The organism is Pseudomonas sp. KH_024_B2 (assembly GCF_057839965.1).
Genome location: NZ_CM174502.1, coordinates 1 through 19,337, shown reverse-complemented (window position 1 = coordinate 19,337; position 19,337 = coordinate 1). Strand labels below are relative to the sequence as shown.

The following is a 19,337-nucleotide window of genomic DNA, read 5'->3' as shown; positions in this document are numbered from 1 at the left end:
GTGAAACGCCAGAGCCCCGTGGCTCGCTCCCTTCCAGGAGAACGTTTTACAACGGTAGCCGGAGTCTGCGGACCTGCCAGGCAATCGACTTTGACTTTACCTCACACGTGCAGCAATTACGCTTATGGCCATTTTAGACATCCTCGAATTCCCTGACTCGCGCTTGCGCACTATCGCCAAACCTGTGGCCGTAGTGGACGACGAAGTGCGTCAGTTGGTCGATGACATGTTTGAAACAATGTATGAAGCTCCCGGCATCGGCCTGGCGGCGACCCAGGTCAATGTGCATAAACGCATCGTTGTCATGGACCTCTCCGAAGACCGCAGCGAACCACGGGTGTTCATCAACCCCGAGTTTGAAGTCCTGACCGACGAGATGGGCGAATATCAGGAAGGCTGTCTCTCGGTACCGGGTTTCTACGAAAATGTCGTACGCCCGCAGCGTGTGAAGATCAACGCGCTGGACCGTGACGGTCAACCTTACGAGATCATCGCCGAAGGCCTGCTGGCAGTGTGCATTCAACACGAATGCGACCACCTCAATGGCAAATTGTTCGTCGATTACCTGTCCACGCTCAAACGCGACCGGATCAAGAAGAAGCTGGAAAAACTGCATCGCCAGCACGCTTGATTCCCTTCTTCCAAAGGCTTGCAGCGGCAAGCCTTTTTCTTTTTCGCGTGCTTTCAACCGAGAACTCCCATGACTGAGCCACTGCGCATCGTCTTTGCCGGCACCCCAGAATTTGCCGCCGAACACCTCAAGGCCCTGCTCGACAGCCCGTATGAGATCGTTGCGGTCTACACCCAGCCGGATCGTCCGGCGGGTCGTGGGCAAAAACTGATGCCGAGCCCGGTCAAGCAACTTGCACTGGAGAACGGGATCGTCGTCCTGCAACCGCCGACCCTGCGCAATGCCGATGCTCAAGCCGAACTGGCCGCCCTCAAGCCGGACTTGCTGGTGGTAGTCGCCTACGGCCTGATCCTGCCGCAGGTGGTGCTGGATATCCCGCGGCTAGGCTGCATCAACAGCCACGCGTCGTTGCTGCCGCGCTGGCGTGGAGCGGCGCCGATTCAGCGCGCGGTCGAAGCCGGTGATACCGAAAGCGGCGTGACGGTGATGCGCATGGAACTTGGCCTGGACACCGGGCCGATGCTGCTCAAGGTCACCACGCCAATCGGCGCCGACGATACCGGCGGTAGCCTGCATGACCGACTCGCCGAGATGGGCCCGCCAGCTGTGGTTCAAGCGATCGCCGGCCTGGCCGCTGGCATTCTGGAAGGGGAAGTGCAGGACGACAGCCTCGCCACCTACGCCCACAAATTGAACAAGGACGAGGCGCGCATCGACTGGAGTCGCCCGGCCGTCGAGCTGGAACGGCTGGTCCGCGCCTTCAATCCATGGCCGATCTGCCATAGCACCCTCAATGGCGAAGCCCTGAAAGTCCTTGCTGCGAGCCTCGCCGATGGCCAGGGCGCCCCGGGTGAAGTGCTCAGCGCCAGCAAGGACGGCCTGATCGTCGCTTGCGGTGAGCAGGCCTTGTGCCTGACCCGTCTGCAGTTGCCCGGCGGCAAGGCGCTGAACTTCAGCGACTTGTTCAATAGCCGCCGCGAGAAATTCGCTGTAGGCACCGTGCTCGGCCAAATGGCAGACGCTCAATGAACCCGCGTCTGGCCGCTGCAAAAGCCCTGACAGCCGTACTCAACGGTAAAGCTTCACTCAATAGTTCCTTGCCGACGCAGCTTGATAAAGTCGAGCTTCGTGATCGTGGGTTTACCCAGGATCTGGCCTTCGGTACCGCCCGCTGGCAACCGCGTTTGTCGGCCTTGGCGGCCAAGTTGCTGCAAAAACCATTCAAAGCCGCCGACTCCGATGTCGAGGCGTTGCTGTTGGTTGGCCTCTATCAACTGCTCTACACCCGCGTCCCGGCCCATGCCGCCATCGGCGAAACCGTCGGTTGCGCCGAGAAGCTGAAAAAGCCTTGGGCCAAGGCCCTGCTCAACGCCGTGCTGCGCCGCGCTCAGCGCGAAAGCGAAGCGCTGCTGAGCGAGCTTGAGCACGACCCGGTGGTGCGCACCGCCCACCCGCGCTGGCTGCAAAAATCCCTGAAAGCCTTCTGGCCTGAACAGTGGGAAGCCATCTGCGCAGCGAATAACGCTCACCCGCCGATGATCCTGCGGGTCAATCGTCGCCATCATTCCCGCGATGCTTATCTCAAGCTGCTGAGCGACGCCGGTGTGGCTGGCAAAGCGTGTGTCTACAGCCAGGACGGCATCGTGCTCGACGAGCCGGGCGACGTCCGCAATCTGCCGGGCTTTGCCGAAGGCTGGATCAGCGTACAGGACGAAGCCGCGCAACTGGCCGCCGACCTGCTGGATCTCGCGCCAGGCCAACGGGTGCTCGACGCCTGCTGCGCGCCGGGCGGCAAGACTTGCCACATCATGGAGATCGAACCTGAGTTGGCCGGCGTGGTGGCGGTGGATCTGGAAGCCAAGCGTCTGGTTCGCGTAAAAGAGAACCTCGAGCGTCTTGGCCTCAGCGCCGAGCTGATTGCCGCCGACGGCCGCGACACCGCCAAATGGTGGGACGGCAAGCCATTCCAGCGGATTCTGCTGGACGCGCCTTGCTCGGCCACCGGGGTGATTCGCCGTCACCCGGACATCAAACTGACCCGTCAGCCCGACGACATCGCCGCGTTGGCCATGCTGCAAGGCGAACTGCTCGACGCCCTGTGGCCGACCCTCGAAGTCGGCGGCATCCTGCTGTACGCCACCTGCTCGACCTTGCCGACCGAGAACACCGAAGTCATCGAGGCATTCCTTGCCCGTACCCCGGGCGCTCGGGAGTTGGACATCGCCGGTCAGCTTACACAGAAGGGCGAGCGCCAGCCTGCCGCGGGCCTGAAACAGCCCCACGGTCGCCAGTTGCTGGCGCAAGAGGGCGGCCATGACGGTTTCTACTACGCCAAGTTGATCAAGATTGCCGCCGCGCGCGGTTAACCGGTTTAAGGGAGTGACTGGATGAAAATCATCATCCTCGGCGCAGGGCAGGTCGGCGGTTCGCTGGCGGAACACCTGGCCAGCGAAGCCAACGACATCACGGTGGTCGACACCGACGGCGAGCGTCTGCGCGATCTCGGCGACCGGCTCGATATCCGTACCGTTCAAGGCCGCGGTTCGCTCCCGACAATACTGCGTCAGGCCGGCGCGGACGATGCCGACATGCTGGTGGCGGTGACCAACAGCGACGAAACCAACATGGTTGCTTGTCAGGTCGCCCACACCCTGTTTCACACCCCGACCAAGATCGCCCGTGTCCGCGAAGCGGCTTACCTGACTCGCGCCGGTCTGTTCGACAACGATGCGATTCCGGTCGACGTGCTGATCAGCCCGGAGCAGGTGGTCACCAACTACATCAAACGTCTGATCGAACATCCCGGCGCCTTGCAGGTGATCGACTTCGCCGAAGGAAAGGCGCAACTGGTGGCGGTCAAGGCCTACTACGGCGGACCGTTGGTGGGTCAGCAGTTGCGGCAATTGCGCGAGCACATGCCCAACGTCGACACCCGGGTTGCAGCCATCTTCCGTCGCGACCGGCCGATCCTGCCCCAGGGCGATACGGTGATCGAAGCGGACGACGAAGTATTTTTCATCGCTGCCAAAGCGAATATTCGTGCGGTAATGAGCGAAATGCGCCGCCTCGATGAAAACTACAAACGCATCGTGATCGCCGGTGGCGGACAGATCGGCGAGCGCCTGGCCGAGGCCATCGAAAGCCGCTACCAGGTGAAGATCATCGAGATGAACCCGGCGCGTTGCCGCTACCTCTCGGACACCCTCGACAGCACCGTGGTGTTGCTGGGCAGCGCATCAGACCGCGACTTGCTGCTGGAAGAGAACATCGCCGACGCCGATATCTTCCTGGCGCTGACCAACGATGATGAAGCCAACATCATGTCATCGCTGCTGGCCAAACGCCTGGGTGCAAAGAAGGTGATGACCATCATCAACAACCCGGCCTATGTCGATCTGATCCAGGGTGGCGACATCGATATCGCCATCAGTCCGCAGCTGGCGACCATTGGCACCTTGCTGGCCCACGTGCGTCGCGGCGATATCGTCAGCGTTCACTCGTTGCGCCGTGGTGCAGCGGAGGCCATTGAGGCCATTGCCCATGGCGACGCCAAGTCGAGCAAAGTGATCGGCCGCGCTATCGAAGACATCGGTTTGCCGCCGGGCACGACGATCGGTGCGATCATCCGTGACGAAGAAGTCATCATCGCCCACGATGACACGGTGATCACAGCCGGTGACCACGTGATTCTGTTCCTTGTGGATAAAAAGCATATTCGCGATGTGGAGAAGCTGTTTCATGTGGGGTTGAGCTTTTTCTGATCCAGAATTTGCGTAAGCAGTTATGCCGTCATCGCGAGCAAGCTCGCTCCCACACTGGATCTTTGTCATACACAGAATCTGTGTTCACTGAAGATCTACTGTGGGAGCGAGCTTGCTCGCGATAGCAATTGCAGCCTTGCCGAAACCAGTCAGATTCAACCCTTTAAGGAATCCACAGATGATCGAATCCCTGGAAAAAATGCTCGCCAAGGGTGTGGATAACTCCCTGCTGCGCTTCGGCCTGGGCAAGGGGTATCTGGATCTGGGCGATAACGCCAAGGCGGCCGAGCATTTCCAACGCTGTGTAGATTTCGATCCGAAGTATTCCGCTGCCTGGAAGCTGCTCGGCAAGGCACATCTGGCGCTGGCCGATTACCCGGCTGCTCGCCAGGCCTGGGAACAGGGGCTCGAAGCCGCGCGCGGTCATGGCGACAAGCAGGCGGAAAAGGAAATGACGGTGTTTCTGAAGAAACTCGAGCGCAAGGCGAACTGATCAATTCAGTCCTATGCCTTCGGCGTCAAACGGCTGTGGATAACCTTGAGCCAAAAGTTACCCACAGATCATGCCCATTCGATCAGTACCAGCGCGCCTCGCCCGCCGGACGCTTCTTGAAGCGCTTCATGCTCCACATATACTGGCTCGGATAAGCCCGCACGTATTTCTCGACGACCTGGCTCATCGCCGCGCAGGAAGTCTCGGTATCGGTGCTGTACATGGCCTCTGGCGCGGCTTCGAGGATCACTTTGTAACCCGAACCGTCAGGCAGGCGCAGGGCATGCAGGAACACGCCGACCGCTTTACCGCCAGCGAGCATGTTCGGCACAAATTTGCTGGTCAGCGCCTTGGTCGCGAAGAACGGCACGAAAATTCCGGCGGATTCGGCCGGTTCCGGGTCAGCCGGGATACCCACCGCCCCCCCTTTGCGCACTTCCTTGATGACACTGAGGATGCCTTCCTTGGTGGACGGCGCGACACGGTTGCCCAATTGCACTCGCTGTTTGCGCAGCAACTCATCCACCGCCTTGAGCTTGGGTGGTCGATAAAAAACGATCGGTTTGCACTGACTGCAATAGAAGTGGTTCAACACTTCCCAATTACCGAGGTGGCTGGTGATACCGACCACGCCCTTGCCGGAGGCCAACGCGTCTTTCAGCACATCGAGGCCTTCGACTTCACGCACCAGGTCGATGGAGCGCTGGGCCGGCCAGATCCAGGCGCAGGCGCTTTCGGTCAGCGATTTACCAATATCCATCAGGCTTTGCCCGACCAGACGCTCGCGCTCGGCGGCGTTCATTTCAGGAAAGCATTTCGCCAGATTGATCCGCACCACGTCGCGGGAACGGTTGGGGGTTTTCCACATCACCCAGCCAATCGCCGTGCCTACTGCTTGCACCGCCCACCACGGCAGCAGGGCAAACAACCTCAGAGCGCCTACCAGCAAGGCGCCTTTCAACTTATCCACAGGTCACTCCTGATCTAAAAACCGACGTCATGAACCTTGTCGCGAGCCGGCTATTCTAACCGCCCACTGCACAAGATGGCGTAGCGATCACAATTGCGGGTGTGATCCATGACCATGCCGGACGCCTGCATCAAGGCATAACAGATAGTCGGGCCGACAAAGGTGAAGCCGGCTTTCTTCAAGCCTTTGCTCATCGCTTCGGCCTCTGGCGTAACCGCCGGGACCTCACTGCGGTCCTTGAAATGATTGACCATGGGCTTGCCGCCGACGAACGACCACAGCAGCGCAACCGGGTCTTCCAACGCCAGCCAGGCCTGGGCGTTGCGCCGGGCGGCGGTGAGTTTCAGGCGATTGCGGATGATCCCCGGATCGAGCAGCAAATCGTCGATTTCGGCGTCGCTCATCTGCGCCACGCGCTGTACGTCGAAGCCGAACAGCACCTGACGATAACGCTCACGTTTCTTCAGGACGGTGATCCATGACAGCCCCGCCTGGAACCCTTCGAGCAAAAGCAACTCGAACAGTCCCTGCGCATCGCGTAGCGGCACGCCCCACTCTTGATCGTGATAAGCCATGTACAACGGATCTTCGGTACACCAAAAGCAGCGTGGCATAAGGCTCCAGGGGGCGTGCGCAGGACCGAATCGGGTATACTCCCGCTCTTTAAATCGCAGCCCAAGAAACAGGTGAATTTCGTGAGCCAGCCTACGCCAGCCGTGCGTACCTTCCAAGACTTGATCCTCGCCCTCCAGCAATACTGGGCCGAGCAAGGTTGTGTGGTACTTCAGCCCTACGATATGGAAGTAGGCGCCGGCACTTTTCATACCGCCACGTTTCTTCGTGCCATTGGCCCGGAAACCTGGAACGCCGCTTATGTGCAGCCCAGTCGTCGCCCGACTGACGGCCGCTACGGCGAAAACCCGAACCGTTTGCAGCACTACTATCAGTTCCAGGTGGTATTGAAGCCAAACCCGGATAACTTCCAGGAACTGTACCTGGGCTCGCTCAAGCACGTGGGTCTCGACCCGCTGGTGCACGACATCCGTTTCGTCGAAGACAACTGGGAATCGCCGACTCTGGGCGCCTGGGGTCTGGGCTGGGAAGTCTGGCTCAACGGCATGGAAGTGACTCAGTTCACTTACTTCCAGCAGGCGGGCGGCATCGAGTGCTACCCGGTGACCGGCGAAATCACCTATGGCCTGGAACGTCTGGCCATGTACCTGCAGGGCGTGGATTCGGTCTACGACCTGGTCTGGGCCGACGGCCCGTTCGGCAAAGTGACCTATGGCGACGTGTTCCACCAGAACGAAGTGGAGCAGTCGACCTACAACTTCGAACACGCCAACGTCGAGAAGCTCTTCGAACTGTTCGACTTCTATGAAAGCGAAGCCAAGCGCCTGATCGAACTGGATCAGCCGTTGCCGCTGCCAAGCTACGAAATGGTGTTGAAGGCCTCCCACACCTTCAACCTGCTGGATGCGCGCCGGGCGATCTCGGTGACCGCGCGTCAGCAATACATTCTGCGTGTACGCACCCTGGCGCGTTCTGTTGCGCAAGCCTACCTGCTGGCTCGCGCCAAGCTGGGCTTCCCGATGGCGACCCCGGATTTGCGTGATGAAGTACTGGCCAAGCTGGAGGCTGCACAATGAGTGCTCAAGATTTTCTGGTTGAACTGGGCACCGAAGAACTGCCACCCAAAGCCCTGAATACTCTGGCCGAGGCGTTCCTTGCCGGTATCGACAAAGGCCTGCAAGCCGCTGGCCTGAACTACGAGGCTAAACAGGTCTACGCCGCGCCGCGTCGTCTGGCCGTGCTGATCACGGCGCTGGCCACCCAGCAGCCGGATCGCAGCATCAACCTCGATGGCCCGCCACGTCAGGCCGCGTTCGATGCCGAAGGCAACCCGACTCAGGCCGCCCTGGGCTTCGCCAAGAAGTGCGGCGTCGACCTGAGCGAAATCGATCAGAGCGGCGCGAAACTGCGCTACAGCCAACGCATCGAAGGCAAGGCCACTGCCAGCCTGCTGCCGACCATCGTCGAAGACTCCCTGAACGACCTGCCGATTCCAAAGCGCATGCGCTGGGGCGCTCGCAAGGAAGAGTTCGTTCGCCCGACTCAGTGGCTGGTGATGCTGCTCGGTGACCAGGTCATCGACTGCACCATCCTTGCTCAGAAAGCCGGTCGCGACTCCCGCGGTCACCGCTTCCATCACCCGGAAAGCGTACGCATCACTTCGCCGGCCAACTACCTGCAAGACCTGCGCGGCGCTTACGTGCTGGCGGACTCCAACGAGCGTCGCGAGCTGATCAGCAAGCGCACCGCCGAGTTGGCGGCGCTGCAGGAAGGTACGGCGATCGTTCCGCCGAGCCTGCTCGACGAAGTGACCGCGCTGGTGGAATGGCCGGTGCCGCTGGTCTGCTCGTTCGAAGAGCGTTTCCTCGAGGTACCGCAGGAAGCCCTGATCACCACCATGCAGGACAACCAGAAGTATTTCTGCCTGCTGGATGCCGACGGCAAGTTGCTGCCACGCTTCATCACTGTGGCTAATATCGAAAGCAAAGATCCGCAGCAGATCATTTCGGGTAACGAGAAAGTGGTTCGCCCACGTCTGACCGACGCCGAGTTCTTCTTCAAGCAAGACAAGAAGCAGAAGCTCGAAAGCTTCAACCTGCGCCTGCAGAACGTGGTGTTCCAGGAGAAGCTGGGCAGCGTCTACGACAAGGCCGAACGTGTTTCCAAACTGGCCGCGTTCATCGCTCCACACATTGGCGGCAACGCCCAGTGGGCGGCGCGTGCCGGCCTGCTGTCCAAGTGTGATCTGGCGACCGAGATGGTCGGTGAGTTCCCGGAGATGCAAGGTGTCGCCGGTTACTACTACGCCCTCAACGATGGCGAGCCGGAAGATGTCGCACTGGCGCTGAACGAGCAATACATGCCGCGCGGTGCCGGCGCTGAACTGCCGACCACCCTGACCGGTGCGGCCGTGGCGATCGCCGACAAGCTCGACACCCTGGTCGGTATCTTCGGCGTCGGCATGCTGCCAACCGGTAGCAAAGACCCGTATGCCCTGCGTCGTGCCGCTCTCGGCGTGTTGCGGATCCTGATCGACAAGAAGCTCGAGCTGGACCTGACCGACGCCGTGGCCTTCGCCGTCGCCGCGTTCGGCGCCAAGGTCAAGGCTGCCGGCCTGGCTGATTCGGTGCTGGAGTTCATCTTCGACCGTCTGCGTGCACGTTACGAAGACGAAGGCGTGGATGTGGCTACCTATCTGTCGGTTCGCGCCCTGAAACCGGGTTCGGCACTGGACTTCGATCAACGCGTGCAAGCGGTGCAAGCGTTCCGCAAATTGCCGGAAGCGGCTGCATTGGCTGCGGTGAACAAGCGCGTATCGAACCTGCTGAGCAAGGCCGAAGGCTCGATCCCGAGCACGGTCGAAGCCAAGTACTTCGATAACGCCAACGAGTTCTCGCTGTACTCGGCGATCCAGCAGGCTGATCAGGCGGTCCAGCCAATGGCTGCGGCGCGTCAGTACAGCGAATCGCTGGCGCGTCTGGCAGCGTTGCGTGAGCCGGTCGATGCGTTCTTTGAAGCCGTGATGGTCAACGCTGAAGATGCCAAGGTACGTGCCAACCGTTATGCACTGCTGGCGCGTCTGCGTGGACTGTTCCTCGGTGTCGCCGATATTTCGTTGCTGGGGTAAGGTTGTTGAAACTGCTGATTCTCGATCGGGACGGAGTGATCAATTACGACTCCGACGCTTACATCAAGTCGGTGGAGGAGTGGATTCCGCTCCCCGGTTCGATCGAAGCCATCGCGCAGTTGAGCAAGGCCGGCTGGACGGTAGCCGTCGCTACCAACCAGTCGGGCATTGCTCGCGGCTACTACGATGTCGCGACCCTGGACGCCATGCACGAGCGCTTGCGCTCGCTGGTAGCGGAGCAGGGTGGAGAAGTCGGGTTCATCGTCTATTGCCCCCACGGGCCGGACGATGGCTGCGATTGCCGCAAGCCGAAACCCGGGATGTTGAAAACCATCGCCGCGCATTACAACGTATCGCTGACGAATCTATGGTTCGTCGGCGATACTCTCGGTGACCTGGAAGCCGCCAAAGCCGTCGACTGTCAGCCAGTTTTGGTAAAAACCGGTAAAGGCGAAAAGACTCTGGGTAAAACCCTACCGGTAGGCACCTTGATTTTTGACGATCTGGCGGCGATTGCCGCTGAACTTGTCCATAACTGAACTTATCAATAACTGAATTTATCAATAAATAGGGCTCTTCTGACATCCTGACCAAGGGGTTCCGGAGTGCGCTTTTAATAGGCAAATGCCGCTATGTCGATCCTGCAGGCAATCAGAACCTTTTTCTTTTACCTGCTGCTGGGTACCACCTCGTTGCTCTGGTGCAGCCTCAGCTTTCTTATCGCGCCTTTTTTACCGTTCAAGGCACGTTACCGTTTTATCAACGTGTACTGGTGCCGGTGTGCGCTGTGGCTGAGCAAGGTGTTCCTCGGTATCCGTTTTGAAGTGCAGGGCGCCGAGAACGTACCTGAACAGCCGTGCGTGATTCTGTCGAACCACCAGAGCACCTGGGAGACGTTCTTCCTCTCGGCCTACTTCGAACCATTGAGCCAAGTGCTCAAGCGCGAGCTGCTCTACGTGCCGTTCTTCGGTTGGGCCATGGCCATGTTGCGACCGATCGCCATCGATCGCGACAACCCCAAGGCAGCGCTCAAGCATGTCGCGAAAAAGGGCCACGAACTGCTCAAGGATGGCGTCTGGGTGCTGATCTTCCCGGAAGGCACACGGGTTCCATTTGGCACGCTCGGCAAGTTCTCCCGTGGCGGTACCGCGTTGGCCGTCAACGCCACGCTGCCGGTTCTGCCGATTGCGCACAACGCCGGCAAGTTCTGGCCGAAGACTGGCTGGGCCAAAAAGACTGGCACCATCACCGTGGTGATCGGCGCACCGATGTATGCCGAAGGCACCGGGCCGCGGGCCATCGCCGAACTCAATGACCGGGCTGCCGCCTGGAATGAGCAGACCCAGAGAGACATGGGTTCCCTGCCGCCAATCCCTGCTGAACCGGAAAAACTGGCTGTCTGAGATTCTGTGGATAACCTGTGTATCACTTCGTTCAAAACTGTCTTATTTGTTACTTAAGATAATGATTTATATAGATATTTTTTAAGCTAATAAATCGACGAAAAACGTGCATAAGTTTTTATCGCGATAAAAAAACCGGTCCTTGAGACCGGTTTTTTTTGCCTGCTGAATATCTTGAATCCGTCTACCATGTCGTTACCGGTAGACCAGCTTTGGAGCTGCGCTCCTCCTCAGTGCAATCAAGACACTCTAGAATAGGTCCATTGAGCTGGATGAGTCCGAAAATCGGTATCCCATTGCTCTATAACCGATTTGGCGTTTATCCCACATCCTCAGTAAAGCTGGGTGCCCTGCATCTACAAAATCGATAATGCGCACATCTGCCTTGTTCGCATGTTCACGGTGCAGCCGTCCTGCGTACTGCTGAAGTGTGCCCTTCCAGGAAATCGGCATCGCCAATATCAGAGTATCTAAAGGAGGATGATCAAAGCCTTCACCTACCAATTTTCCAGTAGCCAACAGCACCCGAGGCGCCTCAGGGGCTAATGCTGCCAGCTCGCTCATTAGTGCAATGCGCTGCTTTTTCAAAATCCGCCCATGTCGCGTGAAAAGATTCTGCACGCGCCCGAGCAATCCAGCTTCTATAGCGCTCAAGTGATCGGTCCGCTCCGTCAGCACCAGTATTTTTCGACCCTGCCGGAATGCCATATCGACTTCAGAAATGATCTTGGCGGTTCGCTCTGCATCGTCCATCCATGACGCACTTAAGCTCTGCCCAAGTGGCACGGTGATAAATCCAGAAACACCCTGCAGCCCTCGGCACTCATTCCGCTGCGGTTTGGTCTTGCAGCTTTTTCACCGCGGACGCAATTTGTTTGATGCTGTTTTCAGGGGTAGGGAGGTCTTCAGGCATAGTGCCTCCCAAATCGGCGATAGTTTCGCGGACCTTCCTGCCAACCTCCAAGTGCACTTGGTTTGCGTGCTGCTTGCCCTTGACGTCATCGCGGCGAAGCTTTTCTTCAGCCTGTGTAGCACGGAACAGGTTGGCCGCTAATTCAGTAGAGCCCATATGATCAAGAATCTTCTGGCTCTTCTTCAAGCCCTTTCGCCGGTGAATAGCTTTCTGATCAAGCCCTCCATAGAGGCCCTGATATCCATGATTCTGGAATATGGCGAAATCAAGCCCCGTTTCGACCCCGGCCTGCTGAGCCACCTCGACGAGCTGCTTATTGTGCTCTTTCAGCTCATTGCGCAGCAGTACGCGCTTCTGATCTTCCTTCAGCTGCTGGAAGGTAGCGTCGTCAGCAAGCTCCTGACGACGCGTCTGAATGGCGAAGTACGTCTGCCCAGCAGCGATCACCGGCTTGGAGGGATCACCGTTCTGAACGACCAGGTAGCAGGCATAGCGTGAGAGCTTCACATCCTGCAATTCCCGTTGGGCGCCCGAACCAATAGTGACCATTCCGAGCGTATCCTCGAAATGGTCTTGAATAGCGTGCCCACTGTTCACGCAGGCTTCTTTAGCTCGTGCCAAAACCGGTTGAAAATGTCGATATTCTGAATAATCGAGTAGCTTAGACAGGCTTCTCGCAGACCAGTATTCCGCGCCGTGTTCGTCGATCTGCTTCTGCCGTTCAAAAGGCTGATGTTGCTCGTTCATTTGCCTTATTCCTCGTCGTTCAAGATGGAATGGTCACAGCGAGGTTTACGACGCACCCGGCCGTCCAGCTCCTCAAGGGGCCTGCTCTGACTTAGCTTGAAGTCAACCGCCCAACCACGCAGCACCGGGTTTATTCGCTCGATGGTAGTCGGTAGGTTCTGGCTCCACCAGATCCTTGAGGATTCAAGGTTGTACGAAACTTCCTTTTTGCTTCCGATGATGTGCCATCGTGATAGCGACCTGCTAGCTTTCCATCCTCTTATTCGCAATCATCACCCCGATATTCGCCCGGCACAGCGCTCTCGTCGAGGTGAAAAAGGGGACAGAAGCCCAAAGCCTCTAAGGATCAGCTTGCCGACTCCCAGAGCCGAAAATCTTCCCTCTCTTTAACGACAAAACCCCAGCAGACCTTTCGGTCAACTGGGGTTCTGGCAGCAGAGCAGTGGGACGTTAACTATGGCCAAACCGCTTAACTTTGAACGAAGTGGCGACTAACGTTTCCCACCTACACCTGATCAGAAGTCCAGGTTAGACACCGCCAAGGCGTTGGTTTCGATGAAGTCACGACGTGGCTCGACCGCATCACCCATCAGGGTGTTGAAGATCTGGTCGGCACCGATGGCGTCTTCGATCGTCACTTTGAGCATCCGGCGCACGCTTGGGTCCATGGTGGTTTCCCAAAGTTGGTCCGGGTTCATCTCACCGAGACCTTTGTAGCGCTGGATGGTGTGACGCTTGGTGCTTTCGGCCATCAACCATTCCAGGGCTTCCTTGAACTCGGTGACGGCTTTCTTGCGCTCGCCGCGTTGAATATAAGCGCCTTCGTCCAGCAAGGTGCTCAGCTGAGCGCCAAGGGTGACGACGGTCTTGTAGTCATTGCTGCCGAAGAAGTCGCGGTTGAAAGTGATGTAGTTCGACAGGCCGTGGGAGATCAGTTCGACCTCTGGCAGCCAGACGTTACGTTCACGGTCTTCACGCAGGCTGGCTTTGTAGACCAGGCCGGATTTCTCAACGGTACGCAGACGAACTTCGTACTGGGCCAGCCAATCCTGCATGGCTGCGTGATCGGACAGCTGCTCCATGCTGACAGCCGGCAGGTAGATGAAGTGCTCGGTCAGTTCCTGCGGATACAGGCGCGACAGACGCTTGAGGGTCTTCATCACCATGCGGAAGTCATTCACCAGACGCTCAAGCGCTTCACCGGAGATACCCGGGGCTTCTTCGTTCAGGTGCAGGCTTGCATCTTCAAGGGCCGACTGCGTCATGTACTCTTCCATGGCGTCGTCGTCTTTGATGTATTGCTCTTGCTTGCCTTTCTTCACTTTGTACAGCGGCGGCTGAGCGATGTAGATGTAGCCACGCTCGATCAGCTCAGGCAGCTGACGGAAGAAGAAGGTCAGCAGCAAGGTACGGATGTGCGAACCGTCGACGTCAGCATCGGTCATGATGATGATGTTGTGATAACGCAGCTTCTCGATGTTGTACTCGTCGCGACCGATGCCGCAACCCAGCGCAGTGATCAAGGTGCCAACCTCTTGCGAGGAAATCATCTTGTCGAAGCGGGCTTTCTCAACGTTAAGGATTTTACCTTTCAGAGGCAGAATCGCTTGAGTCTTGCGGTTACGTCCCTGCTTGGCGGAGCCGCCAGCAGAGTCACCTTCCACCAGGTACAGTTCGGAAAGGGCAGGGTCTTTTTCCTGGCAGTCAGCCAGTTTGCCCGGCAGACCGGCGATATCCAGCGCGCCTTTACGACGGGTCATCTCGCGGGCTTTACGCGCTGCTTCACGAGCACGCGCCGCATCGATCATCTTGCCGACAACCAGCTTGGCTTCGTTCGGGTTTTCCAGCAGGAAGTCGGAGAAGTACTTGCCCATTTCCTGTTCGACAGCGGTCTTCACTTCAGAAGAAACCAGCTTGTCTTTGGTCTGGGAGCTGAACTTCGGATCCGGCACTTTTACCGAGATGATCGCGGTCAGGCCTTCACGGGCATCGTCACCGGTGGTCGCGACCTTGTGCTTCTTCGCCAGACCTTCAGCTTCGATGTAGGTGTTCAGGTTACGCGTCAGCGCCGAACGGAAGCCCACCAGGTGAGTACCGCCATCACGCTGCGGAATGTTGTTGGTGAAGCACAGCAGGTTTTCGTTGAAGCTGTCGTTCCACTGCAGGGCGACTTCTACGCCGATGCCATCTTCACGCTGGACGTTGAAGTGGAATACCTGGTTGACCGGAGTCTTGTTGGTATTCAGGTATTCAACGAACGCGCGCAGACCGCCTTCGTACTTGAACAGTTCTTCCTTACCGCTGCGTTCATCCTTGAGGACGATACCGACACCGGAGTTGAGGAAAGACAGTTCACGAATCCGCTTGGCCAGGATGTCCCAGCTGAAGTGGATATTCTTGAAGGTCAGGTCAGAAGGCTTGAAGTGAATCTGGGTGCCGGTGGATTCAGTCTCACCGACGATTTTCATCGGCTCTTGAGGAACACCGTGGACATAGGTCTGTTCCCAGATCTTGCCGCTGCGACGAACCGTCAGCACCAGCAACTCGGAAAGAGCGTTCACTACCGACACACCTACACCGTGCAAACCGCCGGATACTTTGTAGGAGTTGTCATCGAACTTACCGCCGGCGTGCAGCACGGTCATGATGACCTCGGCTGCCGAAACGCCTTCTTCTTTATGCACGTCTACCGGAATGCCGCGACCGTTGTCGCGCACGGTGATGGACTCATCCGGGTGGATAATGATACTGATGTCGTCGCAATGGCCAGCCAAAGCTTCGTCGATCGAGTTATCAACCACCTCGAACACCATGTGGTGCAGACCGCTGCCATCGTCGGTGTCACCAATGTACATACCGGGACGTTTGCGTACGGCATCCAGGCCTTTCAGCACTTTGATGCTGGTTGAGTCGTACGTATGTTCTTCGCTCATGCCTTCACTCCCGATGGTCGTGGGTCTGGGTGATACGGCCCTGTTCCACGTGGAACAAAGCGACTGGCGTTTCCGTCTGCCAGCCTTCCCTCAATAATTCGTGGTCTACACAGGTGATAAACACCTGGCAGCGTAAGTCTTCCAACAAGCGGCAAAGTGCGCGGCGGTGCTGCTCGTCCAGCTCGGACGGCAAATCATCCACTAGATAAATACACTGGCCACGCCGGGCCTGGCTGACCAGATGCCCTTGGGCAATCCGCAATGCACAGACCACCAACTTCTGCTGACCGCGAGACAAAATGTCCGCGGCGTTATGTGCGCCCAATCTAAGACGCAAATCAGCGCGTTGTGGTCCGGCCTGGGTGTGCCCCATTTGCTGGTCCCGCTGAAGGGACGTGGCGAGCACTGCACTCAGTTCTCGCTCCTTGTCCCAACCCCGGTAATAGCTAAGCGTTAAGCCCTCGAGCTCAACCAGTTCGCTCAAGGTCTGTTCAAAGACTGGTTTCAAGGCTTTGATGTAAGCGCGGCGGTATTCATCAATTTCAACGCTGGCCTGGCACAGTTCTCTGTCCCAAACCGCTTGCGAAACGGCGTCAAGTGTACCATGCCGCAGCCATGAGTTCCGCTGCCGAAGGGCCTTCTGCAGCCGCTGCCAGGTGGACATGAAACGTGGTTCCACGTGGAACACACCCCAATCCAGAAACTGCCGACGGATTTTAGGAGCACCTTCCAACAGTCGGAAGCTGTCCGGGTTGATCAATTGCAGCGGCAGTATTTCGGCCAGCTGCGCCGCACTGCGAGCGTTCTGCCCGTCGATGCGAATTTGAAACTCCCCTTGGCGGTCACGGGAAATCCCCAAGGCGCTGTGCCCACCCTCAGCCAACTCAACCTGGCCAAACACCGTGCACGCCAATTGTTCGTACTGAATAACCGGCAACAGACGGGCACTGCGAAACGAACGGGCGAGCCCCAGCAAGTGGATGGCTTCCAGAACGCTAGTTTTGCCACTGCCGTTGGCGCCGTAAAGAATATTGATGCGAGGGGAAGGGGAGAAGGTCACCGGGTGCAAATTGCGCACCGCGGTGACCGAGACGCGACTGAGGGACATCTAGCTTCTGCTGAGCATGGTTACAGGCGCATCGGCATAACAACGTAAGCCGAGTCATCGTTGTCGGACTCTTGCACCAGCGCACTGCTGTTGGAGTCAGACAGAATCAAGCGCACTTGTTCGGTGGTCATCACGCCCAAAACGTCGAGCAGGTAGCTCACGTTGAAGCCAATCTCCAGCGAACCGCCGTTGTATTCCACGCCGACTTCTTCTTCGGCTTCTTCCTGTTCCGGGTTATTCGCCTGGATCTTCAACTGGCCGTTGGCCAATTGCAGACGAATACCACGGTACTTCTCGTTGGAAAGAATCGCGGTACGGCTGAATGCTTCGCGCAGTGCCTGACGATCGCCCAGTACCAGCTTGTCGCCGCCTTTAGGCAGAACGCGCTCGTAGTCCGGGAACTTGCCGTCGACCAGCTTGGAAGTGAAGGTGAACTCGCCGGTGGTCGCACGGATGTGATGCTGACCCAAGACGATGCTGACAAGACCTTCCGGCTCGGTCAGCAAGCGCGCCAATTCCAGAATACCTTTGCGTGGCACGATCACCTGGTGGCGATCCGGCTGGCCGATATCGGCTTGCATCGAGCACATGGCCAGACGGTGACCGTCGGTGGCTACGGCGCGGATGATGCCGGCAGACACTTCGAGCAGCATGCCGTTGAGGTAATAACGCACGTCCTGCTGGGCCATGGCGAAGCTGGTGCGCTCGATCAAACGACGCAGTTTGCTTTGTTCCAGGCTGCAGGTCAGCGAACCCGGACCTTCTTCGACGGTCGGGAAATCGTTGGCCGGCAAGGTGGACAAGGTAAAGCGGCTACGGCCGGCTTTCACCACAAGCTTCTGCTCGTCGACCTTGATATCGATCAGGGCGTCGTTCGGCAGACTCTTGCAGATGTCCATCAGCTTGCGCGCCGGAACGGTGATTTCGCCTGGCTCGGCGGGCTCTTCAAGTTGTACGCGACCGACCAGCTCGACTTCCAGGTCAGTACCGGTCAGCGACAATTGCTGACCCTCGACAACCAATAGCACGTTGGAAAGCACCGGCAAGGTCTGTCGGCGCTCGACGACGCCTGCGACCAGTTGCAGGGGTTTCAACAGGGCTTCGCGTTGAATGGTGAAATGCATGGTCTAGTCCCTTGCCTTAATAAGCTGCGCTGGTGTTCATCAAGTGGTCAGTGTACGCAGCAGGTTCTTGTAGTCCTCGCGGATGTCCGCGTCGGATTCCTTGAGCTCGTTGATCTTGCGGCATGCGTGCAAGACCGTAGTGTGATCCCGGCCGCCGAACACATCGCCGATTTCCGGCAGGCTGTGGTTGGTCAGCTCTTTGGACAATGCCATCGCTACCTGGCGTGGACGTGCGACCGAGCGCGAACGGCGCTTGGACAACAGGTCGGAAATCTTGATCTTGTAGTACTCGGCGACCGTGCGCTGAATGTTATCCACAGAGACCAGTTTATCTTGCAGCGCCAGCAAGTCCTTCAGGGATTCGCGAATCAGCTCGATGGTGATGTCACGTCCCATGAAGTGCGAGTGGGCGATAACACGTTTGAGTGCACCTTCCAGCTCACGCACGTTGGAGCGAATACGCTGGGCAATAAAGAACGCCGCGTCGTGAGGCAGATCGACTTTGGCCTGATCTGCTTTCTTCATCAGAATTGCAACGCGGGTTTCCAGTTCCGGCGGCTCCACGGCAACCGTCAAACCCCAGCCGAAGCGCGACTTCAAGCGCTCTTCAAGGCCTTCAATTTCTTTAGGGTAACGGTCACTGGTGAGAATGACCTGCTGGCCACCTTCAAGCAGTGCGTTGAACGTGTGGAAGAACTCTTCCTGGGAACGTTCCTTGCGGGCGAAGAACTGGATGTCATCGATCAGCAGCGCATCGACCGAACGGTAGAAACGCTTGAACTCGTTGATCGCATTGAGCTGCAACGCTTTGACCATGTCCGCGACGAAGCGCTCGGAATGCAGGTACACGACCTTGGCATTCGGGTTCTTCTTTAATAGATGGTTACCCACAGCGTGCATCAAGTGGGTTTTACCCAAGCCAACTCCACCATAAAGGAAGAGCGGGTTGTACCCATGCTTGGGATTGTCCGCGACCTGCCAGGCTGCTGCCCGGGCCAACTGGTTGGACTTACCTTCGACGAAGTTCTCGAAAGTGAAGGTTCGGTTCAGGTAACTGGTGTGCTTGAGCGCGCCTTCAACCTGCACGGTGCGCTGCTCGGAGCGTACCGGGGCTTGTTGCGAGCTGGCGCCGGCCATTGGGTCGAAGCTGTCACGAGAAGGTTCTTCGCTAACCTCGGCAACCTTTTGCGTAGCTCGTTTGGCTGTCGCGGTCGGCGCTGGGGCATTGGCCGCAGGTGCAGCCGCAGCCTGTGCCTGAGAAGCCGCAGCAGCCAAAGGCGCGTTAGGCGCAGCACGAGGTGCCGAGCTGCGTTTGCTTCCTATTAATAAGGAAAGCGCAGGCGCCAGGCCATTGCCATGCTCATCGAGCAGCTCGAGCACGCGGCCCAGGTATTTTTCGTTGACCCAATCGAGAACAAAACGATTCGGTGCGTAGACACGCAACTCGTCGCCTTCGGCTTCGACCTGTAGTGGACGGATCCAGGTGTTGAATTGCTGGGCAGGCAGCTCATCGCGCAGAAGATCCACGCACTGCTGCCAAAGTTCCACTGACAC

The 19,337-nt window shown here is 58.1% G+C and carries 16 protein-coding genes and 2 pseudogenes; 9 read left to right on the top strand and 9 right to left on the bottom strand.

The genetic code is table 11. The annotated features are described in order from the left end of the window. The first annotated feature begins 124 nt into the window (after positions 1-124). From def to AC3I0A_RS00070, 5 genes are all read left to right on the top strand, one after another. Complete coding sequence (gene def / locus AC3I0A_RS00090; RefSeq protein WP_489375590.1) at positions 125-631, top strand: peptide deformylase; 507 nt, start codon at positions 125-127, stop codon at positions 629-631. A gap of 69 nt (positions 632-700) precedes the next feature. Beyond that, positions 701-1,660, top strand: a complete 960-nt coding sequence (fmt, locus tag AC3I0A_RS00085) for a methionyl-tRNA formyltransferase (protein WP_489375589.1) — start codon at positions 701-703, stop codon at positions 1,658-1,660. Next, positions 1,657-2,997 carry a 16S rRNA (cytosine(967)-C(5))-methyltransferase RsmB gene (rsmB, locus tag AC3I0A_RS00080; protein WP_489375588.1) on the top strand — a complete coding sequence of 447 codons (1,341 nt, stop codon included), beginning with the start codon at positions 1,657-1,659 and terminating at the stop codon, positions 2,995-2,997. The genes fmt and rsmB overlap by 4 nt, the downstream gene beginning before the upstream one ends. A 21-nt stretch (positions 2,998-3,018) precedes the next feature. Then, positions 3,019-4,392, top strand: a complete 1,374-nt coding sequence (gene trkA / locus AC3I0A_RS00075; protein WP_489375587.1) for a Trk system potassium transporter TrkA — start codon at positions 3,019-3,021, stop codon at positions 4,390-4,392. A gap of 178 nt (positions 4,393-4,570) precedes the next feature. After that, positions 4,571-4,885, top strand: a complete 315-nt coding sequence (locus tag AC3I0A_RS00070) for a tetratricopeptide repeat protein (protein WP_489375586.1) — start codon at positions 4,571-4,573, stop codon at positions 4,883-4,885. An 82-nt stretch (positions 4,886-4,967) separates the two neighbouring features. Here AC3I0A_RS00070 and AC3I0A_RS00065 read toward each other — a convergent pair whose 3' ends face one another. Together AC3I0A_RS00065 and tag are read right to left on the bottom strand one after the other, a co-directional pair. Next, the gene (locus tag AC3I0A_RS00065; protein ID WP_489375585.1) at positions 4,968-5,855 is read right to left on the bottom strand and encodes a lysophospholipid acyltransferase; all 888 of its coding nucleotides are present in this window, start codon (positions 5,853-5,855) and stop codon (positions 4,968-4,970) included. 50 nt (positions 5,856-5,905) lie between these two features. Then, positions 5,906-6,469 (bottom strand): DNA-3-methyladenine glycosylase I, encoded by a 564-nt coding sequence (gene tag / locus AC3I0A_RS00060; RefSeq protein ID WP_489375584.1) that lies wholly within the window; start codon positions 6,467-6,469, stop codon positions 5,906-5,908. A gap of 81 nt (positions 6,470-6,550) precedes the next feature. Between tag and glyQ the strand changes: the two genes are divergently transcribed. From glyQ to AC3I0A_RS00040, 4 genes are all read left to right on the top strand, one after another. After that, complete coding sequence (glyQ, locus tag AC3I0A_RS00055) at positions 6,551-7,504, top strand: glycine--tRNA ligase subunit alpha (protein WP_003213601.1); 954 nt, start codon at positions 6,551-6,553, stop codon at positions 7,502-7,504. Further along, positions 7,501-9,555: a glycine--tRNA ligase subunit beta gene (glyS, locus tag AC3I0A_RS00050; protein ID WP_489375583.1), complete on the top strand. Its 2,055-nt coding sequence runs from the start codon at positions 7,501-7,503 to the stop codon at positions 9,553-9,555. Before glyQ ends, glyS begins: the two co-directional genes overlap by 4 nt. A 5-nt stretch (positions 9,556-9,560) precedes the next feature. Next, positions 9,561-10,094 (top strand): D-glycero-beta-D-manno-heptose 1,7-bisphosphate 7-phosphatase, encoded by a 534-nt coding sequence (gene gmhB, locus AC3I0A_RS00045; RefSeq protein ID WP_489375582.1) that lies wholly within the window; start codon positions 9,561-9,563, stop codon positions 10,092-10,094. Between the two features lie 93 nt (positions 10,095-10,187). Further along, positions 10,188-10,958 (top strand): lysophospholipid acyltransferase family protein, encoded by a 771-nt coding sequence (locus tag AC3I0A_RS00040; protein ID WP_489375581.1) that lies wholly within the window; start codon positions 10,188-10,190, stop codon positions 10,956-10,958. A 249-nt stretch (positions 10,959-11,207) separates the two neighbouring features. Here the strand turns inward: AC3I0A_RS00040 and AC3I0A_RS00035 are convergent. From AC3I0A_RS00035 to dnaA, 7 genes and pseudogenes are all read right to left on the bottom strand, one after another. Continuing rightward, positions 11,208-11,750: pseudogene (locus tag AC3I0A_RS00035) on the bottom strand (DEAD/DEAH box helicase); the annotation flags it as partial. Between the two features lie 31 nt (positions 11,751-11,781). Continuing rightward, positions 11,782-12,618, bottom strand: coding sequence for a DNA damage-inducible protein D (gene dinD, locus AC3I0A_RS00030; protein ID WP_489375580.1), 837 nt, complete (start codon positions 12,616-12,618; stop codon positions 11,782-11,784). A 35-nt stretch (positions 12,619-12,653) separates the two neighbouring features. Further along, a pseudogene (locus tag AC3I0A_RS00025) lies at positions 12,654-12,767 on the bottom strand (group II intron maturase-specific domain-containing protein); the annotation flags it as partial. A gap of 366 nt (positions 12,768-13,133) precedes the next feature. Next, on the bottom strand, positions 13,134-15,551 hold the full coding sequence (gene gyrB / locus AC3I0A_RS00020; protein WP_489375579.1) for a DNA topoisomerase (ATP-hydrolyzing) subunit B: 2,418 nt from the start codon (positions 15,549-15,551) through the stop codon (positions 13,134-13,136). A gap of 4 nt (positions 15,552-15,555) precedes the next feature. Next, complete coding sequence (gene recF, locus AC3I0A_RS00015) at positions 15,556-16,659, bottom strand: DNA replication/repair protein RecF (RefSeq protein ID WP_489375578.1); 1,104 nt, start codon at positions 16,657-16,659, stop codon at positions 15,556-15,558. A gap of 20 nt (positions 16,660-16,679) precedes the next feature. Beyond that, positions 16,680-17,783: a DNA polymerase III subunit beta gene (dnaN, locus tag AC3I0A_RS00010; protein WP_489375577.1), complete on the bottom strand. Its 1,104-nt coding sequence runs from the start codon at positions 17,781-17,783 to the stop codon at positions 16,680-16,682. A 39-nt stretch (positions 17,784-17,822) separates the two neighbouring features. Next, positions 17,823-19,337 carry a chromosomal replication initiator protein DnaA gene (gene dnaA, locus AC3I0A_RS00005; protein ID WP_489375576.1) on the bottom strand — a complete coding sequence of 505 codons (1,515 nt, stop codon included), beginning with the start codon at positions 19,335-19,337 and terminating at the stop codon, positions 17,823-17,825.

Bases quoted from the DNA above. Each gene is read 5' to 3' on its own strand.
- AC3I0A_RS00040 (WP_489375581.1), top strand. From the start codon at position 10,188: ATGTCGATCCTGCAGGCAATCAGAACCTTTTTCTTTTACCTGCTGCTG.
- fmt (WP_489375589.1), top strand. From the start codon at position 701: ATGACTGAGCCACTGCGCATCGTCTTTGCCGGCACCCCAGAATTTGCC.
- tag (WP_489375584.1), bottom strand. From the start codon at position 6,469: ATGCCACGCTGCTTTTGGTGTACCGAAGATCCGTTGTACATGGCTTAT.
- trkA (WP_489375587.1), top strand. From the start codon at position 3,019: ATGAAAATCATCATCCTCGGCGCAGGGCAGGTCGGCGGTTCGCTGGCG.
- recF (WP_489375578.1), bottom strand. From the start codon at position 16,659: ATGTCCCTCAGTCGCGTCTCGGTCACCGCGGTGCGCAATTTGCACCCG.
- AC3I0A_RS00070 (WP_489375586.1), top strand. From the start codon at position 4,571: ATGATCGAATCCCTGGAAAAAATGCTCGCCAAGGGTGTGGATAACTCC.
- rsmB (WP_489375588.1), top strand. From the start codon at position 1,657: ATGAACCCGCGTCTGGCCGCTGCAAAAGCCCTGACAGCCGTACTCAAC.
- dinD (WP_489375580.1), bottom strand. From the start codon at position 12,618: ATGAACGAGCAACATCAGCCTTTTGAACGGCAGAAGCAGATCGACGAA.
- glyS (WP_489375583.1), top strand. From the start codon at position 7,501: ATGAGTGCTCAAGATTTTCTGGTTGAACTGGGCACCGAAGAACTGCCA.
- def (WP_489375590.1), top strand. From the start codon at position 125: ATGGCCATTTTAGACATCCTCGAATTCCCTGACTCGCGCTTGCGCACT.
- dnaN (WP_489375577.1), bottom strand. From the start codon at position 17,783: ATGCATTTCACCATTCAACGCGAAGCCCTGTTGAAACCCCTGCAACTG.
- gyrB (WP_489375579.1), bottom strand. From the start codon at position 15,551: ATGAGCGAAGAACATACGTACGACTCAACCAGCATCAAAGTGCTGAAA.